Here is a 14,734-nt window from a genome sequence, read left to right on the forward strand (position 1 = left end):
TGCTTCTCGAACCGCGCCAGAACCGCATCCCACATCGTCTTGTTCTCCCGATCGATTATCGGGGGAGTTTACGCAAACACCTTGAAAGGGCTGGTACTCAGTGCGCCACGCCGCCTGAGCCTGGTGGGCCGGCGCCCGGTGCCGGCCGACGCCTGGCCGTTGCTGGGCCTGGCGCTGGCGTTGGTCGCCGTGCTGCTCGTTGGCGGTCCCGGTGCCATCGCCTTTCCGATGCTGGCGCTGCTCTGGTGCGCGCTGCGCTTCCGGCCGTTCAGCGTGGCCCTGCTCGGCCTGCTCAGCGGGGCGGTGGAGATCGTCATGGTGGCGGAGAATCTCGCCCACTTCGGCCCGCTGCATAACAGTGCCGGCGTCGACACCCTGGCCTCCGCCCGCCTGGGCATCGCCGTGCTGACCCTGGGTCCGCTCAGCGTGGCCGCTGTCGGCGCCCTCGACCGGCGCCTGCTGCGCCGCCTCGCCCGGCGCGCCAATCACGACTCCTTGACCGGCGCGCTGGTCCGCCGCGCGCTGACCCAGGGCGTCGAGAGGCTGCTCGAGCGGCGCCGGCACTGCGGCGATCTGCCCATCTCGCTGCTGATGATCGACCTCGACCACTTCAAGACGATCAACGACCGCCACGGTCATGCCGCCGGCGACCAGGTGCTGCGCCAGCTCGCCCGGCTGCTGGGCAGCCTGTTGCGCCGCGAAGATCTGTTCGGCCGGCTGGGTGGCGAGGAGTTCGTCATGGTGCTGCCCGGGGTTCGGACCGACGAGGCGATGCTGGTTGCCGAGCGGCTGCGGCAAGGGGTCGAGCGGATGGAGTGGCCGGAAGGGATGCGGGTCACCGTCAGCGTCGGGGTCGGCGCCCTGGATGACGGGACGGCCGGCCAGCCACTCGAGCAGCGCCTGGCGCGGGTCGACGAGGCGCTCTACCAGGCCAAGGCGCAGGGTCGCAACCGCGTGGTGCGCGCGGCTTGAGCCTGAATCCGGGCGTGCCCACGCTCCCTGTGCAGGGAAGGGGCCGACAGGGTGAACAACGCTCTGCTTGTCCAGCGCTCCCCTTCAGGCCCGCTGCCCGAAGCGGGCTGGCCTCAGATGCACAAACTCCGCTTGCCCCGATACAGCACCGGGAGCTTGGCGCACTCGTCCCGGCCGGGCGGGTTCGTTTCGACGAGCGGCATGTCGTTTTCGGGGATATCCGGGCCGGATGCGGGACGACGCGGCCCGGTGGCCAGGTATACGGAAAAGGCGAGAAGAACCACGACCAAGGCGCTGGAAACAATCGGATCGGCGATCATCGTTACCTCCGGAAGGCATGGGCTTTTCAATAGGTGCCTACATATGAGCTTGCGTCACTATGCCGCAGCAGGGGCATTGCAGGCAATCGACTTACGTCGGGTAGGGATATGGCGGTGCGCTTCATCCACCTGTAACCGTCTTCTGCTCGATCCTGTCCCTCAGTGGTGCGCCTAGACTGAGAGCGAGCGAATCAGGGGAGCCTCCATGGAGTTCAAGGACTATTACGCGATGCTCGGCGTGGAGCCCACGGCCGACGAGAAGACCATCAAGACGGCCTACCGCCGGCTGGCGCGCAAGTACCATCCGGACATGAACAAGGAGGCCGGCGCGGAGAACCGCTTCAAGGAGGTGGCCGAGGCCTACGAGGTGCTGGGCAACGCGGAGAAGCGCGCCGAATACGATCAGCTGCGCCAGTACGGCCGTGCCGGCGAGCAGTTCGAGGTGCCGCCCGGCTGGCAGCGGGCGCACGGTTTCGGCGGGGCGCACGAGCATTTCGGCGGCGATTTTTCCGACTTCTTCGAGTCGATCTTCGGCGGCCGGCCGGGTAGCCATCCGCACGCCCAGGCGCCCCGGCGGGGCCGGGACATCGAGCTGGAGCTGCCGGTGTTCCTCGAGGAAACCCTTGGCGAGCACAGCAAGCCGATCGACTACAGGGTGCCCAGCTTCGACGAACACGGCCAGCGAACCGATCGGCACAAGAGCCTCAACGTCAAGATTCCCGCCGGCGTCACCGATGGCGAGCGCATCCGCCTCAAGGGCCAGGGCGCGCCGGGCGTCAACGGCGGACCGAGCGGCGATCTGTACCTGTTCATCCGCCTGGTTCCCCACCCGCTCTTCGATGTCGATGGCCACGACCTCATCCTCACCGTGCCCCTGGCGCCCTGGGAGGCCGCACTGGGCGCGCGGATCGAAGTGCCGACGCTGTCCGGGCGCATCCACCTGAGCATCCCGCCGGGCAGCCAGAGCGGCCAGCGCCTGCGCATCAAGGGCAAGGGACTGAAGGACAAGCACGGCGTCGGCAATCTCTATGCCGTACTGAAGGTGGTGATGCCGCCGCACAGCGACGAACACGTCCACAAGCTCTGGACCCAGCTGCGCGACGCGGCGGGCTTCGACCCGCGCAGTCAATGGAGCAACCCCGAATGAGCACAACCCTGACCGTGCAACTGACCCTGGAAGAGTGCTGCCAGCTGGTCGAGGTGCCCGCCGAGAGCCTGATCGAGATCGTCGAACACGGCATCGTCGAAGCGGGCGGTGGCAGCCCCCGGGACTGGCGCTTCGAGCCCGCCGCCCTGGACCGGCTGCGTCAGGCGCTGCGCCTGCAACGCCAACTGGAGCTCGACTGGCCGGCGGTGGCCGTGGCGCTGGACCTGCTCGACGAAGTGGCGCGCCTGCGCGCCGAGAACGAGAGCCTGCGACGGCGGCTGTTGCGCTTCATGGAGCCGTAGCCTGCTTTGCGCCCGAGAAAGCTGCTGCTTCGGAAAGAGGGGCGGCTTCCGGGGGGCAGTCCGGGTCGGGGTGACTGGCATGAACGCCTATCGAAGCTGACGCCAAACCCTGTCAGTCCAGGCGTTTGCCAGCCTGGCCGTAGACTGCCTCATCGTCGCGCCTGCCGACGGAAATCACGTAGACCACAAGACGCTGGTCGATCACCTGGTAGACCAGCCGGTAGCCCACCGATCCGAGCTTGATCTTGTAGCAGTCCTTGAGCCCATGCAGCTTGTCGCCCGGCACCCGGGGATCGATCAGACGCTCGCGAAGCTTGCGAGTGAACTGCTTGCGGACATCTTCGCCGAGCTTCTGCCATTCCTTCCTGGCGGCCTTGTCGAACTCGAGGCTGTAGTGAGACTCAGACATCCTCGTCCTCGAACAGGATGTCATCGCCGACGATCCGGGCACGGACCGGAGGCTCGCCGGTGTCGAGGCGCTCCCTGACCTCCCTGGCCAGCTTGAGGTCGTCGATGTAGTCCAGCAGCGCTTCGTAACGCCCGGCCGGAATGCAATAGAAGGCCGGCTCGTTGCGGTTCAGGATGGCGACGGCTTCGCCACCCCCAGCCTCCACGGTACCCATCGGATTTTTCTTCAGGTCCGTGATGGAGGCGACAACGCTGGCGAGCATGGGATGTGGCACGGTGATCTCTCCTGGGTGAGTCTCGCTGGAGCGACTTATGGTAGCACTCTGAAAGGTGCTCTACAGGGTATTGTTCATTGACCTGCATGTCGTCCGGTGCGCTTGCCATGCAGGGTCTGAGCCGCTTTGGGGCGCCGATGATCGTGCCCGGGCTCCTGCGTGGGCACGCCACAAGGGAGGTTCCCGCATCCCCTGGACACGGAGTGTCCACTGGCCCGACTCCCGGCCTTTTGCCGCAGGGGAAACCCCGTCTGCGTTTAAAATGCGGGCAACGCACAACCGACGATGCCCCATGAACTCAGAAGCCCTCGATACCCTGCACCAGCATCTGCTCGCCGCCTTGAGCCCCGCCCCCGAAGAGGCCCGTCGTCTGTTCCACGGGCGGGGGCGCCGCTGGGTGGGGCTCGAGCATGTCACCGTCGACTGGTTGCAGGGCGTGCTGCTGGTGTCGCTGTTCCGGGAACCGGCAGAGCCTGAGGGGGAGGCGTTGCGGCGGATGCTCGTGGCGCTTGCCGGGTCGCCCGCCTGGCGGCACAGCGACGCGCATTCGCTGCTGCTGCACCACCGCTACCGGCCGGACAGCGCGACGGAGGTGCTGCTGGGCGAGGCCGTGGAGGAATGGCCGATCACCGAGAATGGCCTGCGCTACCGGCTGGAGCTGGGCAGGAAGCAGAACAGTGGCCTGTTCCTGGACATGCGCTACGGGCGCCGCTGGGTGCAGGCCCAGGCCCGCGGCAAGCGCGTGCTGAATCTGTTCGCCTACACCTGCGGGTTTTCCGTCGCCGCGATTGCCGGTGGCGCCGAGCATGTGGTGAACCTGGACATGGCCAGGGCGGCCCTGAGCCGCGGACGGGACAATCACCGCCTGAACGGCCATGACCTGGCGCGGGTGACCTTTCTGGGCCATGAGTTGTTCAAGTCGTGGGGCAAGGTGAAGAAGTACGGCCCCTACGATCTGGTCATCGTCGACCCGCCTTCCTTCCAGAAGGGCAGCTTCGCCCTCGCCACGGACTATCAGAAGATCCTGCGCCGCCTGCCCGAGTTGCTCAGCGGGCAAAGCTGCGTCCTGGCCTGCATCAACGACCCGGGCATCGGCCCGGACTTCCTCATCGAACAGGCGGCCCGCGAGGCGCCGGGCCTGCGCTTCGAGCAGCGCCTGGAAAATCCGCCGGAGTTCGCCGACATCCAGTCCGACGGCGGCCTGAAGGCCCTGGTGTTCAGCCAGGCCGGCGCCGCCCCGGCAAGCCGGACGGCATAGTCGACTTCGGCTGGGGAGTGGCTGCCGGCTGCCGGTTGATCGACCCGGACGCCACGCGGCATCATCATCCGGGCGCCGCGGCGCCCGTGCCCATGACCGGAGGTTTTTCAGTGCGTTTGAATCCAGCGGGAAAAGCGACAAGAAAGCGCAACAAGCTCGTCAAGAAGATCGAAAGGACCTGGCTCGCCTTCAGGTATTTCCTGAGAAACCGGTTTTCTTCGGACCCCGTCTGTGCGCCCGGGGGCGTGACCGTCTCGCTCACCAGCCATTCGACGCGAACCGAACGGGTCTACCTGGCAATCGAGTCGATCGCGGCGGGGCTCGAAAAGCCCGGGCGGCTGATTCTCTGGCTCGACGATGCCGGGATCTTCGACCACCTGCCGGCGTCGCTGCAAAGGCTGCAGAACAGGGGGCTGGAGATTCGCCTGTGCCGCAACTATGGCCCGCACACCAAGTACTATCCGTTCCTCGAGCATGAGGAGATAGAGGGTGTCCTGGTGACGGCCGACGACGACAGCTTCTATCCGCCGACCTGGCTGAAAAGGCTGCACGAGTCGCACCGGGCCACGCCGGAAACCGTCGTCGCCTACAAGGCCCTGCGCGTGCGGATCGCCGACGGGCGGATCGAGCCCTATCTGAACTGGCGTTTCTGCCTGGAGGAAGAGGCCAGTTTCCGGAACTTCGCCCTCGGCGTCGGCGGGGTCATCTATCCCGCCGATTTGCTGCGGCGCCTGAAGGCGGCGGGGACGGCCTTCACCGCCTGCTGTCCCAGGCACGATGACGTCTGGCTGCACGCCACTGCCGTGCGGCAGGGCTACCGGGTCCGGCAGATCTCCAACGATGTGAACCACTTTCCGCTGGTGCCCGGCACGCAGAGGATCGGCCTGAAGAATGTCAACAAGATCGGCGGCAACGACCTGGCCATCTCCCAGACCTACCGCACGGCGGACATCCTGAAGATGCAGGGCGGCGACGCGCCCGCCCGGGCCTGAGTGTCCGGGCCGGCCCCTTCCCGTGCACGGCCTCAGTACGGCGCCTTGCCCAGGTAGTTGCCCGCCGGCTCGTAGTTGCACACCACGATGACCCGGTTGCTGCACTGGCTGCGGGCGCAGCCGAGGCGGCGGGTGTCGCGCCAGACCATCTGCGTGTAGTGGCCGATGCCTTGGGTCTTGCCCACCTTCAGCACGCCGCCCCTGTAGAGCCTTTTCTCCTGTTCCCAGGCGAGGGCGGCGTCTTTCACGCCGTAATGGCCGGCCGTGCCGATGAACAGGTTTTCACCGTAGCCCGAGCCCCGGCTGTGCTGCATGCGGCAACTGCTGGAGGCGAGGTGGTCGGCCCAGCGCTGGGCGGTTTTGGCCACCGGCGCCGACCATTGCAGGGGCGCGACGCCGACCGCCGACCGCGCCCGGTTGTGCTCGCGCAGCAGGGTCTGTATCTCGGCCGTGGCGAGGCGCGAGCCGGGCGCCTTGGCTTGCGGGGTTTGCTGGGCGGATGCGCTGGCGCAGGCGGACAGCAGCAGGACGGCAAGGCAGTGCGGGAGGGAGCGGGTAGGCATGGGGGCGGTTTCGTGCTGGAGGATCGTGCCGGATTGGCGGGTGGCAATTCTGCCATTATCCGGCCGTCGCGCCTTCCCGCAGGTATCCCCCCGCATAGCCGCGCAGCGGACTGCCATAGACATCCGCCAGATCGAGCACGTCGCGGGCGAACGCCATCCAGGCTTCCAGCATCTCCGGGCTGCCGTTCAGCGCGCCGACCTTGGTCCGCCCGGAGCGCGGCTCGGCCAGGCTGTACATCACGGCCACGCCGAGAATCGCGGAGGCCTCCGCGACCTCCGGGATCTGCCGGTCCAGCGCATCGGCGAATTCGAAGCCGCCGATACGCAGCCGCCCGAGCGTCCGCAGCTGCGCGATGCCGGCCTCGATCCGCTCGGCCAGCACCTCGGGGCTGATCTTCTGCCAGGCGGCGCGGGATGCCAGGCGCCAGGCGCGCATCTGCTGCGCCGTGATGCCGGGGCAGCGGCCGAGATAGGCCGCGTTCAGGCAATGGTCGGCCGCCGCCGCCAGGCGCAGCTCCTGGGTGGGCTCGATGCCGAGCAGCGTGCAGACCTGGCCGAGCGAGGCGCCTTCCCAGAAACGCTCGGCGGGCATGCTGAAACCGGGATCGCCCGCGTGATGATGATCCACGACGAGGTCCCGCGGGACGGCGCGGTCGGCCAGGGCGCATTCGACCCAGACGACCGGGCCGCGCTGCTGGCCCGGCCGCGCCGAGGTCCGCTCGGCGGCATAGGCGTTGCCGGCGTATACCCGCCGCTCTCCGGCCATGGCATAGGCCACCTTGTGTCCGGCGTTGCGGACCAGCCCCTCGATGATCACCATCTCGGGGTCGCGAGCCCCGAGGACGAACAGGTACTGCACGATCGACCTCCCGGACGTCGCCGAAAGGGGCGACGGATGCGTTCATGGGCGCCCGGTGGCAGACGCGCCCCTGTGCCGATGCCCGGGCATGATGCCGCAGATGCCCGCCCGGCGTCTTGACGGACGGTCGTGCCGCCGCCCGAACGCTTCGATCCCGCGGCCGCTCCAATGGATCAGGGCCCCGCGTGTGGCGGGCCTGCCGGGAGGTAGTCATGAGTCATGGTCGAGGCAGAGAAACGTCGTATCCGGGACCGTGCGATCCGGTGAGCAGGGGACGCGACCTGAATCCGGACGACGATGAGGCGAGTGTCGACGAGGGCGAGATTCCGCCGGGCTTCTACGACGAGGCGGTGGTGGTGGAGCAGGACAGGAAGGACATGGAGCCGGAGCACGAGGAGGGGGACAATCTGAACCCCTGCTGATTGTCGGCGGCCGCTGCGCGCACGGCGCCGCGAATCGCTTCGCGGCGCCGTGTCAGGAGTGGATGCACCAGCTGGTCGTGTCGGCGGGCATGCCGAGGTCTTCCACGGCGTGGATCAACCCCGCGGAAATGGCTTCGTCGGGCGTGATGATCCGCGAGTCGGCGGTCAGGTACTGGGAGACGTCGAGGCGCTCCTTGGCTCCCTGGGTGCGCTCCTCGACGATCCGTGCGTACAGGACGCGGTCGAAATCCAGGCTCATGGCGTATTCGGACATCCTGGCGTGGTCGACCGAACCGTGGATGGTCCAGTGGAAGGGATGAAAGAGAAACTTGCTGTGCTGGCAGGCGGTGCGCCTTTGCCCGGCCAGGAAGATGATATTGCCCATGGACTCGACGGTGCCGAGGTTGTGGGTATTGACCGGGATGGGCAGCGACAGCAGGAAGTTGTAGAGGGAAAAGCCATAGCTGCATTCGCCGCCCATGGTGGCGATCTTGAGGGTGATTTCGGACGCATCCTGCTTCAGCGCCTGCGAGCATTTGTTGATGAGCTGCCCGCAGGTCGAAGAGTTGATCGGCCCCGTGAAGTGAATGACATGATTCGTCATGGATTACTGCCCTTGTGATGTTTGGCTTCACCATGGCTCTTCATGACCTCCGCCATGTTCCCGTCTTCCTGCTCCGGTATCCCTTGCGGCATGTTCAATACCTCGCTGTCGGCACCGTTCCGGGTTGTTCCGCTCGCCGGGAGCCGCCTTTGCCTGGGCCGGGGCTTCCGCTCTGCCTGGAGCGGGCACGGCGGTCGGCGACACTCCCTGTTATGGAGTCGCAGGGGAGCAGGCAGTTCCAGCGTTTCCAGATCGCATCGCGCCCGGCGGGTCTTCTTTCGCTGGCAATGTCCGGCGCAGCGGCCGATGGCCAGGCGCCGAAGGGGCGGTTGCATTTCTCTCGCAGAATAGCTGCCCGCCATGGGCTCTTCCAATGTCCGCCCATGGGCGTGTCGCCGCTCGCCGCGATGGCGGCCGCCCCGGGGCCGATCCGGCAGGCGCCGCGGACTCTCTTGCGTTCAGCGCTGCTGCAGGGCCTTCAGGGCATCGCGCAGGCCGTCCTGCATCACCCCCCCGGCGCCGTCGAGGAGGCTGGTCATGACCCCGCCGAAGCCGCAGCGCCACAGCCCGACCTCGCCGACGTAGGGGTTGCCCCAGCCCATCTGGCAGGCGACTTCCTGGTTGCGCCGGCGCTCCCGTTCGCTGACCGGGTACTGGCGGTTCCAGGCCTCGTAGAGCTTGCGGTCCTGCGGGGACATGCGCAGCCTGTAGCGGTCGTGCATGTACAGGTAGATGCGCGCCACGGCGCCGCGCACCTCCTCGCGCGGCATCGCCTTGCGCGCCTGGAAGTCGACGACCATCCGGCAGCGGCCGTACTGATCGGGCTTTCGGTTCAGCATGGCGAAGCCGAAGTTGCTGCGGTCGCCGTTGACCTCGCCGATCGCCGGCACCAGGTTGTGCAGGTCGGCTTCGGCCGCGGCGAAGGCCGGGTCGTTGGCCGTGCAGTGCTCGCGTCCGCCCTTCTTCCAGCACTGGCGCTGATGGCCGATGACCCAGGCGGGAACCACGTGCTCCCACTCCAGCCGGCTGGCGCGCTGCGGGCTCTTGCGCGGCTGGTAGCCGCAGCTGGCGAGGTCGACGCGATTGTCCCGGTAGCGGCACCCGCAGTAGAAGGTCAGCGGGTCGTCGGCATGGATCTCGCGGGCGATCTTCTTCGCGGCGCCGAAGGTTTCGGGCGGCTCGATATCGGTGAACAGGCTGCCGGCAACGGCCAGTGCGATGCCGGAAAGCAGTGACACTATCTTCTTTGCAACCATCGACACGGTTCCATCAGTCGAGCGAAAGGAGGGCGATTCTACTGACGCCCCGGCGGCCGCTTCCATCGGCCGGGTCGCAGGCCGGGAGAGGCCTCTGAGCGTCCGCGGCAGGCGCCGAACGGGGGCGCACTTTCGGCGGGGCGGGCTGTCACAGCCACAATCTCGTAACAACCTGTTACGAATCGCCAGGCCAGGGAGGGCTGCCGATGATTCTCGCCATCGTTCTTTTCGTTGGGTTCGCCTGTCTGGGCCTGTTCGTGGCCGGCGTGTGCCTGGGACGCTGGATGCGTTCGCCTTCGCCTCCGCAGGCGGATCTGCAGGCGGCGGACGACGCCAGTCTGTTTCTCGGTTGGGACGGGCTGGCTCCCGAGGAGCGCAAGCGCCGGCTGGCGCTGTATCGGGAGCGGGTGCTGGTGCGCAGCGCCGAGCAGGACCGGGCCTGGCTGAAGCAGTGCCTGGAGGGCAAGGGCGAAGTGCCCCGCACTACCCGGGACTTTTAGGCGCTGCCGCCCCTGTACCGTTCGTCCGGCCTCGGCAAACTATCGCTGCGTTCTGCCAGTCTATTCAGGTGTCACTTACGGAAATTAAGGAGACGACAGATGGGCAGTACTTCCGACAAGATCAAGGGCACCGCCAACGAGGCCGCCGGCAAGATCAAGAAGGGGATCGGCGGAGCCACCGACAACCGGACCCTGGAGGGTGAGGGGCGCGCTCAGGAGTCCCGCGGCAAGGCCCAGAAGGCCAAGGGCGAGGTGAAGGACGCAGTCAAGCGCGGTATCGACCGGGCCTGAGCCTCGGGGCGGCGAAACCGACCGCAACCATCCCCTGCAACGGCGCCCCGACGCCGCCCAGCCTGCCAATGCCCGCTTTCGCGGGCATTGCCTTGTCTGGGGACTCCGTATCCCTCAGCCCTCGATGACGAAGCGCAGCAGATCATGGTTGAAGCGTTCCACCTCGATCTGCGCCAGGCCGTGCGAGCCGCCCGGATAGACGAGCAGGGTGGCGTTCGGCACCAGCTGCACGGCGCGCCGGGCCGAGGCGTCGATCGGCACGATCTGGTCGTCGTCGCCGTGCACGATCAGGGTCGGCACGTCGAACTTCTTCAGGTCCTCGCTGAAGTCGGTTTCGGAGAACTGCGCGATGCAGTCGTAGGCCGGCTTGATGCCGGCGCTCATGCCCTGCAGCCAGAAGGCGTCGCGCAGGCCCTCGGAGACCTGCGCCCCGGGCCGGTTGAAGCCGTAGAAGGTGGTCGGCAGGTCCTTGAAGAACTGCGCGCGGTTCTCCAGCACGCCCTGGCGGATGCCGTCGAACACCTCCTTCGGCAGGCCGCCGGGATTGTTCGGGGTCTTCAGCATCAAGGGCGGCACCGCGCCCAGCAGCACCACCTTGGCCACCCGCGCCGTGCCGTGGCGGCCGACGTAGCGGGCCACCTCGCCGCCGCCGGTGGAGTGGCCGACCAGCACGGCATCCTGCACGTCGAGCACGTCCAGCAGCTGCGCCAGGTCGTCGGCGTACTGGTCCATGTGGTTGCCGTCCCAGGTCTGTTGCGAACGGCCATGGCCGCGGCGGTCGTGGGCGATCACCCGGTAGCCGCGCTGGCCGAGAAACAGCATCTGGGCGTCCCAGGCGTCGGCGCAGAGCGGCCAGCCGTGGGAGAAGACGATCGGCTGGCCCGATCCCCAGTCCTTGTAGAAGAGGGTGGTGCCGTCTTGGAGCGTCAGGATGGACATGCCGGGTTTCCTCGTGTGGGATGCGGCGTCCGCAGGCGTGGCGCCGCAGGGGTTCCCGATTACGACCCTGCCGCCGGGCGATAGTGCTGGCCGCCCGGCGGCCGGGGACCGCTCATCACTGCAGCAGGAGTCATCGCCGCCTTTCGCCAGTCGATACAAAAAAGCTGCTGCCCGCGCAGCGGGTCGGGACAGGCGGAGACAGGCATGGCGCGTAGCGGAAAGATCCTCGTCGGGGTGCTGGGCGGTCTGGCGGTGCTGATCGTCGTCCTGGTTGTGCTCGTCGCGACCTTCGACTGGAATCGGCTCAAGCCACGGATCAACGCGCAGGTTTCCGAAGCCCTGAACCGTCCCTTCGCCATCGAGGGCGACCTGGCGGTGCGCTGGCGGCGCCCGGCGGAGGAGTCCGGCTGGCGCGCCTGGGTGCCCTGGCCGCAGATCAGCGCCGAGGCGTTGCGCCTGGGCAATCCGGACTGGGCCAGGGGCGAGCGCTTCGTCAGCCTCGAGCGGGTCGAGCTGGAACTGGCACCGCTGGCCCTCCTCGGCAAGACCGTGCGCATCCCGCAGGTCCGGCTGACCGGCGCGGACGCCAGTCTCGAGCGCCGGGCCGACGGTCGCGCCAACTGGACCTTCGACCAAGGCGACAAAACCGAGGACGAGGCGCCGTCGCCCTGGACCCTGGACATCGGCACCGTGCAGTTCGACCGGGCGCGCATACGGGTCGACGACCAGGTGCTCAAGGCCGATCTGCAGGCGGACGTCGCGCCCCTCGGTGCGCCGATCCCTTTCGAGCAGGTGGTCGGCAAGGCGCAGGCCGAGCGTGCCATCCGCGAGGGCGCCCGGCCCCAGGACTACGCCTTCGCCTGGACGGCGCAGGGGCGCTACCGCGGCCAGCCGCTGGCCGGCGAGGGCAAGGTCGGCGGGCTGCTGGCCCTGCAGGACACTCGGCTGCCGTTTCCCGTGCAGGTCGACCTGCGCGCCGGGAAAACCCGCCTGCGCGCCGAAGGCGTGCTGGTCGCGCCGCGCCAGCTCAGCGCGCTGGACCTGCGCCTGCGCCTGTCCGGCGACAGCCTGGCCAGCCTGCATTCCTTGATCGGCGTGACCCTGCCGGACACCGCCGCCTATTCCACCCGCGGGCGGCTGACCGCCGACCTGCGCGACCCGGAGGGCGCCGAGTACCGCTATCGGGAGTTCAGCGGCAAGATCGGCGACAGCGACATCCACGGCGACCTGACCTATGTGGCGCGCAAGCCGCGGCCCAAGCTGTCCGGCGCGCTGACCTCCAACCAGCTGCTGTTCCGCGACCTCGGCCCGCTGATCGGCGCCGACACCGAGGCCGAGCGCGAGAAATCCAGACAGCCGCCGAACAAGGCTCTGCCGGTGGAGGAGTTCCGCACCGAACGCTGGCGCGACATGGACGCCGACGTGCGCTTCGAGGGCAAGCGCATCGTCCGGCGCAAGCAGCTGCCGATCACCGACCTGTCCACCCATGTCCTGCTCGAGGACGGCAGGCTGCGCCTCGACCCGCTGCGCCTGGGCGTCGCCGGCGGACGCCTGGACACCAGGGTGTCCCTCGACGGCCGGAAGACGCCGCTGAACGGCCGGGTGCGGATGAGCATCCGCGGCCTCGAACTCAAGCGCCTGTTCCCCACCGTCGAGACCATGCGCGACAGCCTCGGCGAGCTGAACGGCGACGCCAGCCTGCGCGGCACCGGCAACTCGGTGGCCGCCCTGCTCGGCTCGGCCGACGGCGAACTGAAGCTGCTGGTCAACGACGGCACCATCAGCCGGGCGCTGATGGAGCTCGCCGGGCTGAACGTCGGCAGCTACGTCGTCGAGCGCCTGTTCGGCGATGAGGAGGTCCCGATCAACTGCGCGGCGGCGGACATCGGCTTCAAGAACGGCCTGGCGACTCCGCGGCTGTTCGTCTTCGACACGGAAAACGCGGTGGTCACCATCGACGGCTCGGTCAACTTCAAGAGCGAGGCGCTGGACATCGACATCGTGCCCAAGTCCAAGGGCGTGCGGATCATCTCGCTGCGCTCGCCGCTCTACGTGCGCGGCACCTTCAAGAACCCCGATCCGGGCGTGCATGCCGAAGGCCTGATCGCGCGCGGCGCCGGCATGGTGGCGCTCGGCGCCGCCGTCGCCCCGGTGGCCGGCCTGCTCGCGCTCATCGCGCCCAGCGCCGAACAGCCGAACCGCTGCAGACCCATGCTGGAGCAGATAAGGACCAGCCGGGCCGACTGATGCCCACCCCTTTCAAGGTCTTCGGCCGGCTGCTTGCCGGCAAGAAGTGCAACGTGCCCACGCAGGAGCGTGGGCACGATCATCCTCGTCGCTTAGGCTCCCACGCTCCTGCGTGGGAGCCTAGGGCCGGGCGCTCCGGCGCCTCAGGCGCCTCAGGCGCCCCTGCGGCGCGCCCACGCGGAAGCGCGGGCACGATCAAATGCCCGAGCAGATGAGGACCAGCCAGGCCGACTGATGTCCGCTCCTCAGCAGGCCGCCGCCCGCGGCAGACGGTCGGCCAGCCCGCCCGCATGGAACAGCCGGCCGCTGGCGCGCAGGCCGTGGGCCGGCGTGCTGCGGCTCGACAGCAGCCGGGCCAGCGGCGCCAGGCCTTCGATGGCGGCGGAATTGCCGGCGCGGTCGAGGGCTTCGGCGGCGGCGTACAGGGCGGCACGGGCGCCGTTGCGGATCTCGGGATCGTCGAAGGCGTGCAGCGCGGCGCGGCGGTACAGCGCCACGTCCGGGGTCTCGCTGCGCCCGCGCAGGTTGCTCGCCAGGCAGATGCCGGTCAGCAGGTGGCAGCAGGCGGCCAGCAGCTCCACCGAGGGCATCGCATCGAAGGCCTTGAACTCGATGCGCCCGGCTTCCCGCGCCAGCCGCGCCGGGCGCAGCAGCGGCGAGCGCCCGGCCTGCTCGGCGTATTCCTCGAGGCCGAGGAACAGCTTGACCGCCGGGCGCCGGTCGCAGCGCAGCCAGGTGCGTCGCGACCAGCCGTGCCAGGGTCGCCCGGCGCAGTACGGCGAGCTGAAGCTGAAGGGCACGATGTAGGGCGCGTAGTGGTTGAGCTTGCGCGCGGCGTCGAGGTTGCGCTTGGTGCTCCACTCGGGCAGCGAGAGGTTGAGATCCGGGCCGTAGGTCAGCATCGACAGCTCCATGCCCTCGTACTCGCGGTCCTCGGCGCGCAAGCGCTGCTCGAAGGCGTTGAGCGGCGGGTTGTAGCCATACTGGGTGCGCAGCGGGTCGAAGCCGGCGATGGCCAGGCCCAGGCCGTCGCGCTCGAGGCGCGCGGCGAGCTGGCGCTCGATGTCGAGCAGGCTGTCGATGGCGGGCGCGACGCCGGGCAACGGCGGGGTGCGGATCTCCACGCCCTTGGCGACGAAGCCGCAGAAGCGCCCGTCCGGGTCGAAGCGTTCGTCGCCTTCCAGATACCAATAGCCGCTGCGGATGCCCTGGTCGCCCTCGGCCAGCGCCGGATCGCCGAGGCCGGGCTTGTCGGCCAGCAGGTCGGCGAGCCGGGCGACGTCCAGGCTGTGGATGTCGCGCAGGCGGCCGGCCTGCGGGCCGCGGGTGTCGACCAGCAGGTATTCGAATTCGATGCCGTAGTCCACGGCCGGCATCGG

The 14,734-nt window shown here is 68.4% G+C and carries 18 protein-coding genes; 9 read left to right on the plus strand and 9 right to left on the minus strand.

From position 1 onward, the window contains the following. The first annotated feature begins 81 nt into the window (after positions 1-81). On the plus strand, positions 82-972 hold the full coding sequence (locus tag EV691_RS17570) for a GGDEF domain-containing protein (protein ID WP_131298701.1): 891 nt from the start codon (positions 82-84) through the stop codon (positions 970-972). A 113-nt stretch (positions 973-1,085) separates the two neighbouring features. Here the strand turns inward: EV691_RS17570 and EV691_RS17575 are convergent, their stop codons facing one another. Further along, positions 1,086-1,292, minus strand: coding sequence for a hypothetical protein (locus tag EV691_RS17575; protein ID WP_131298702.1), 207 nt, complete (start codon positions 1,290-1,292; stop codon positions 1,086-1,088). Positions 1,293-1,497: 205 nt separating this feature from the next. Between EV691_RS17575 and cbpA the strand changes: the two genes are divergently transcribed. Together cbpA and EV691_RS17585 are read left to right on the plus strand one after the other, a co-directional pair. Beyond that, on the plus strand, positions 1,498-2,439 hold the full coding sequence (cbpA, locus tag EV691_RS17580; RefSeq protein WP_131298703.1) for a curved DNA-binding protein: 942 nt from the start codon (positions 1,498-1,500) through the stop codon (positions 2,437-2,439). Continuing rightward, positions 2,436-2,741 (plus strand): chaperone modulator CbpM, encoded by a 306-nt coding sequence (locus EV691_RS17585; RefSeq protein WP_207390203.1) that lies wholly within the window; start codon positions 2,436-2,438, stop codon positions 2,739-2,741. Before cbpA ends, EV691_RS17585 begins: the two co-directional genes overlap by 4 nt. 112 nt (positions 2,742-2,853) lie before the next feature. Here EV691_RS17585 and EV691_RS17590 read toward each other — a convergent pair whose 3' ends face one another. After that, the gene (locus EV691_RS17590; protein ID WP_242672547.1) at positions 2,854-3,150 is read right to left on the minus strand and encodes a type II toxin-antitoxin system RelE family toxin; all 297 of its coding nucleotides are present in this window, start codon (positions 3,148-3,150) and stop codon (positions 2,854-2,856) included. Beyond that, positions 3,143-3,424, minus strand: coding sequence for a type II toxin-antitoxin system Phd/YefM family antitoxin (locus EV691_RS17595; protein ID WP_131298706.1), 282 nt, complete (start codon positions 3,422-3,424; stop codon positions 3,143-3,145). Before EV691_RS17595 ends, EV691_RS17590 begins: the two co-directional genes overlap by 8 nt. A 292-nt stretch (positions 3,425-3,716) precedes the next feature. On the opposite strand from EV691_RS17595, the gene EV691_RS17600 reads away from it, so the two are divergent. Then, positions 3,717-4,682: a class I SAM-dependent methyltransferase gene (locus tag EV691_RS17600; RefSeq protein WP_131298707.1), complete on the plus strand. Its 966-nt coding sequence runs from the start codon at positions 3,717-3,719 to the stop codon at positions 4,680-4,682. A gap of 35 nt (positions 4,683-4,717) precedes the next feature. Then, positions 4,718-5,674 (plus strand): hypothetical protein, encoded by a 957-nt coding sequence (locus tag EV691_RS17605; protein WP_242672548.1) that lies wholly within the window; start codon positions 4,718-4,720, stop codon positions 5,672-5,674. Positions 5,675-5,706: 32 nt separating this feature from the next. On the opposite strand, the gene EV691_RS17610 is transcribed toward EV691_RS17605, so the two are convergent. Both EV691_RS17610 and EV691_RS17615 read right to left on the minus strand, forming a co-directional pair. After that, a complete protein-coding gene (locus EV691_RS17610; protein ID WP_131298708.1) occupies positions 5,707-6,237 on the minus strand; it encodes a CAP domain-containing protein in 531 nt (176 codons plus the stop codon). 55 nt (positions 6,238-6,292) lie between these two features. Continuing rightward, positions 6,293-7,096, minus strand: a complete 804-nt coding sequence (locus tag EV691_RS17615; protein ID WP_242672549.1) for a hypothetical protein — start codon at positions 7,094-7,096, stop codon at positions 6,293-6,295. 263 nt (positions 7,097-7,359) lie between these two features. Between EV691_RS17615 and EV691_RS17620 the strand changes: the two genes are divergently transcribed. Then, positions 7,360-7,518: a hypothetical protein gene (locus EV691_RS17620; protein ID WP_227028780.1), complete on the plus strand. Its 159-nt coding sequence runs from the start codon at positions 7,360-7,362 to the stop codon at positions 7,516-7,518. Positions 7,519-7,570: 52 nt separating this feature from the next. Here EV691_RS17620 and EV691_RS17625 read toward each other — a convergent pair whose 3' ends face one another. Then, a complete protein-coding gene (locus EV691_RS17625; protein WP_039801007.1) occupies positions 7,571-8,122 on the minus strand; it encodes an ATP-dependent Clp protease proteolytic subunit in 552 nt (183 codons plus the stop codon). A 458-nt stretch (positions 8,123-8,580) separates the two neighbouring features. Then, complete coding sequence (locus EV691_RS17630; protein ID WP_131298709.1) at positions 8,581-9,378, minus strand: endonuclease; 798 nt, start codon at positions 9,376-9,378, stop codon at positions 8,581-8,583. 206 nt (positions 9,379-9,584) lie between these two features. Between EV691_RS17630 and EV691_RS17635 the strand changes: the two genes are divergently transcribed. Further along, positions 9,585-9,878: a hypothetical protein gene (locus EV691_RS17635; protein WP_207390204.1), complete on the plus strand. Its 294-nt coding sequence runs from the start codon at positions 9,585-9,587 to the stop codon at positions 9,876-9,878. Between the two features lie 99 nt (positions 9,879-9,977). Next, positions 9,978-10,169 (plus strand): CsbD family protein, encoded by a 192-nt coding sequence (locus tag EV691_RS17640; RefSeq protein ID WP_039801012.1) that lies wholly within the window; start codon positions 9,978-9,980, stop codon positions 10,167-10,169. A 114-nt stretch (positions 10,170-10,283) separates the two neighbouring features. Here EV691_RS17640 and EV691_RS17645 read toward each other — a convergent pair whose 3' ends face one another. Beyond that, complete coding sequence (locus EV691_RS17645; protein ID WP_131298710.1) at positions 10,284-11,108, minus strand: alpha/beta fold hydrolase; 825 nt, start codon at positions 11,106-11,108, stop codon at positions 10,284-10,286. A 204-nt stretch (positions 11,109-11,312) separates the two neighbouring features. Between EV691_RS17645 and EV691_RS17650 the strand changes: the two genes are divergently transcribed. Continuing rightward, positions 11,313-13,355, plus strand: a complete 2,043-nt coding sequence (locus EV691_RS17650) for an AsmA family protein (RefSeq protein WP_131298711.1) — start codon at positions 11,313-11,315, stop codon at positions 13,353-13,355. 245 nt (positions 13,356-13,600) lie between these two features. Here EV691_RS17650 and EV691_RS17655 read toward each other — a convergent pair whose 3' ends face one another. Then, positions 13,601-14,731, minus strand: a complete 1,131-nt coding sequence (locus tag EV691_RS17655) for a glutamate-cysteine ligase family protein (RefSeq protein ID WP_242672550.1) — start codon at positions 14,729-14,731, stop codon at positions 13,601-13,603. Positions 14,732-14,734: the final 3 nt, after the last annotated feature.

This window comes from Azotobacter chroococcum (genome assembly GCF_004339665.1).
GTDB classification, from domain to species: domain Bacteria; phylum Pseudomonadota; class Gammaproteobacteria; order Pseudomonadales; family Pseudomonadaceae; genus Azotobacter; species Azotobacter chroococcum.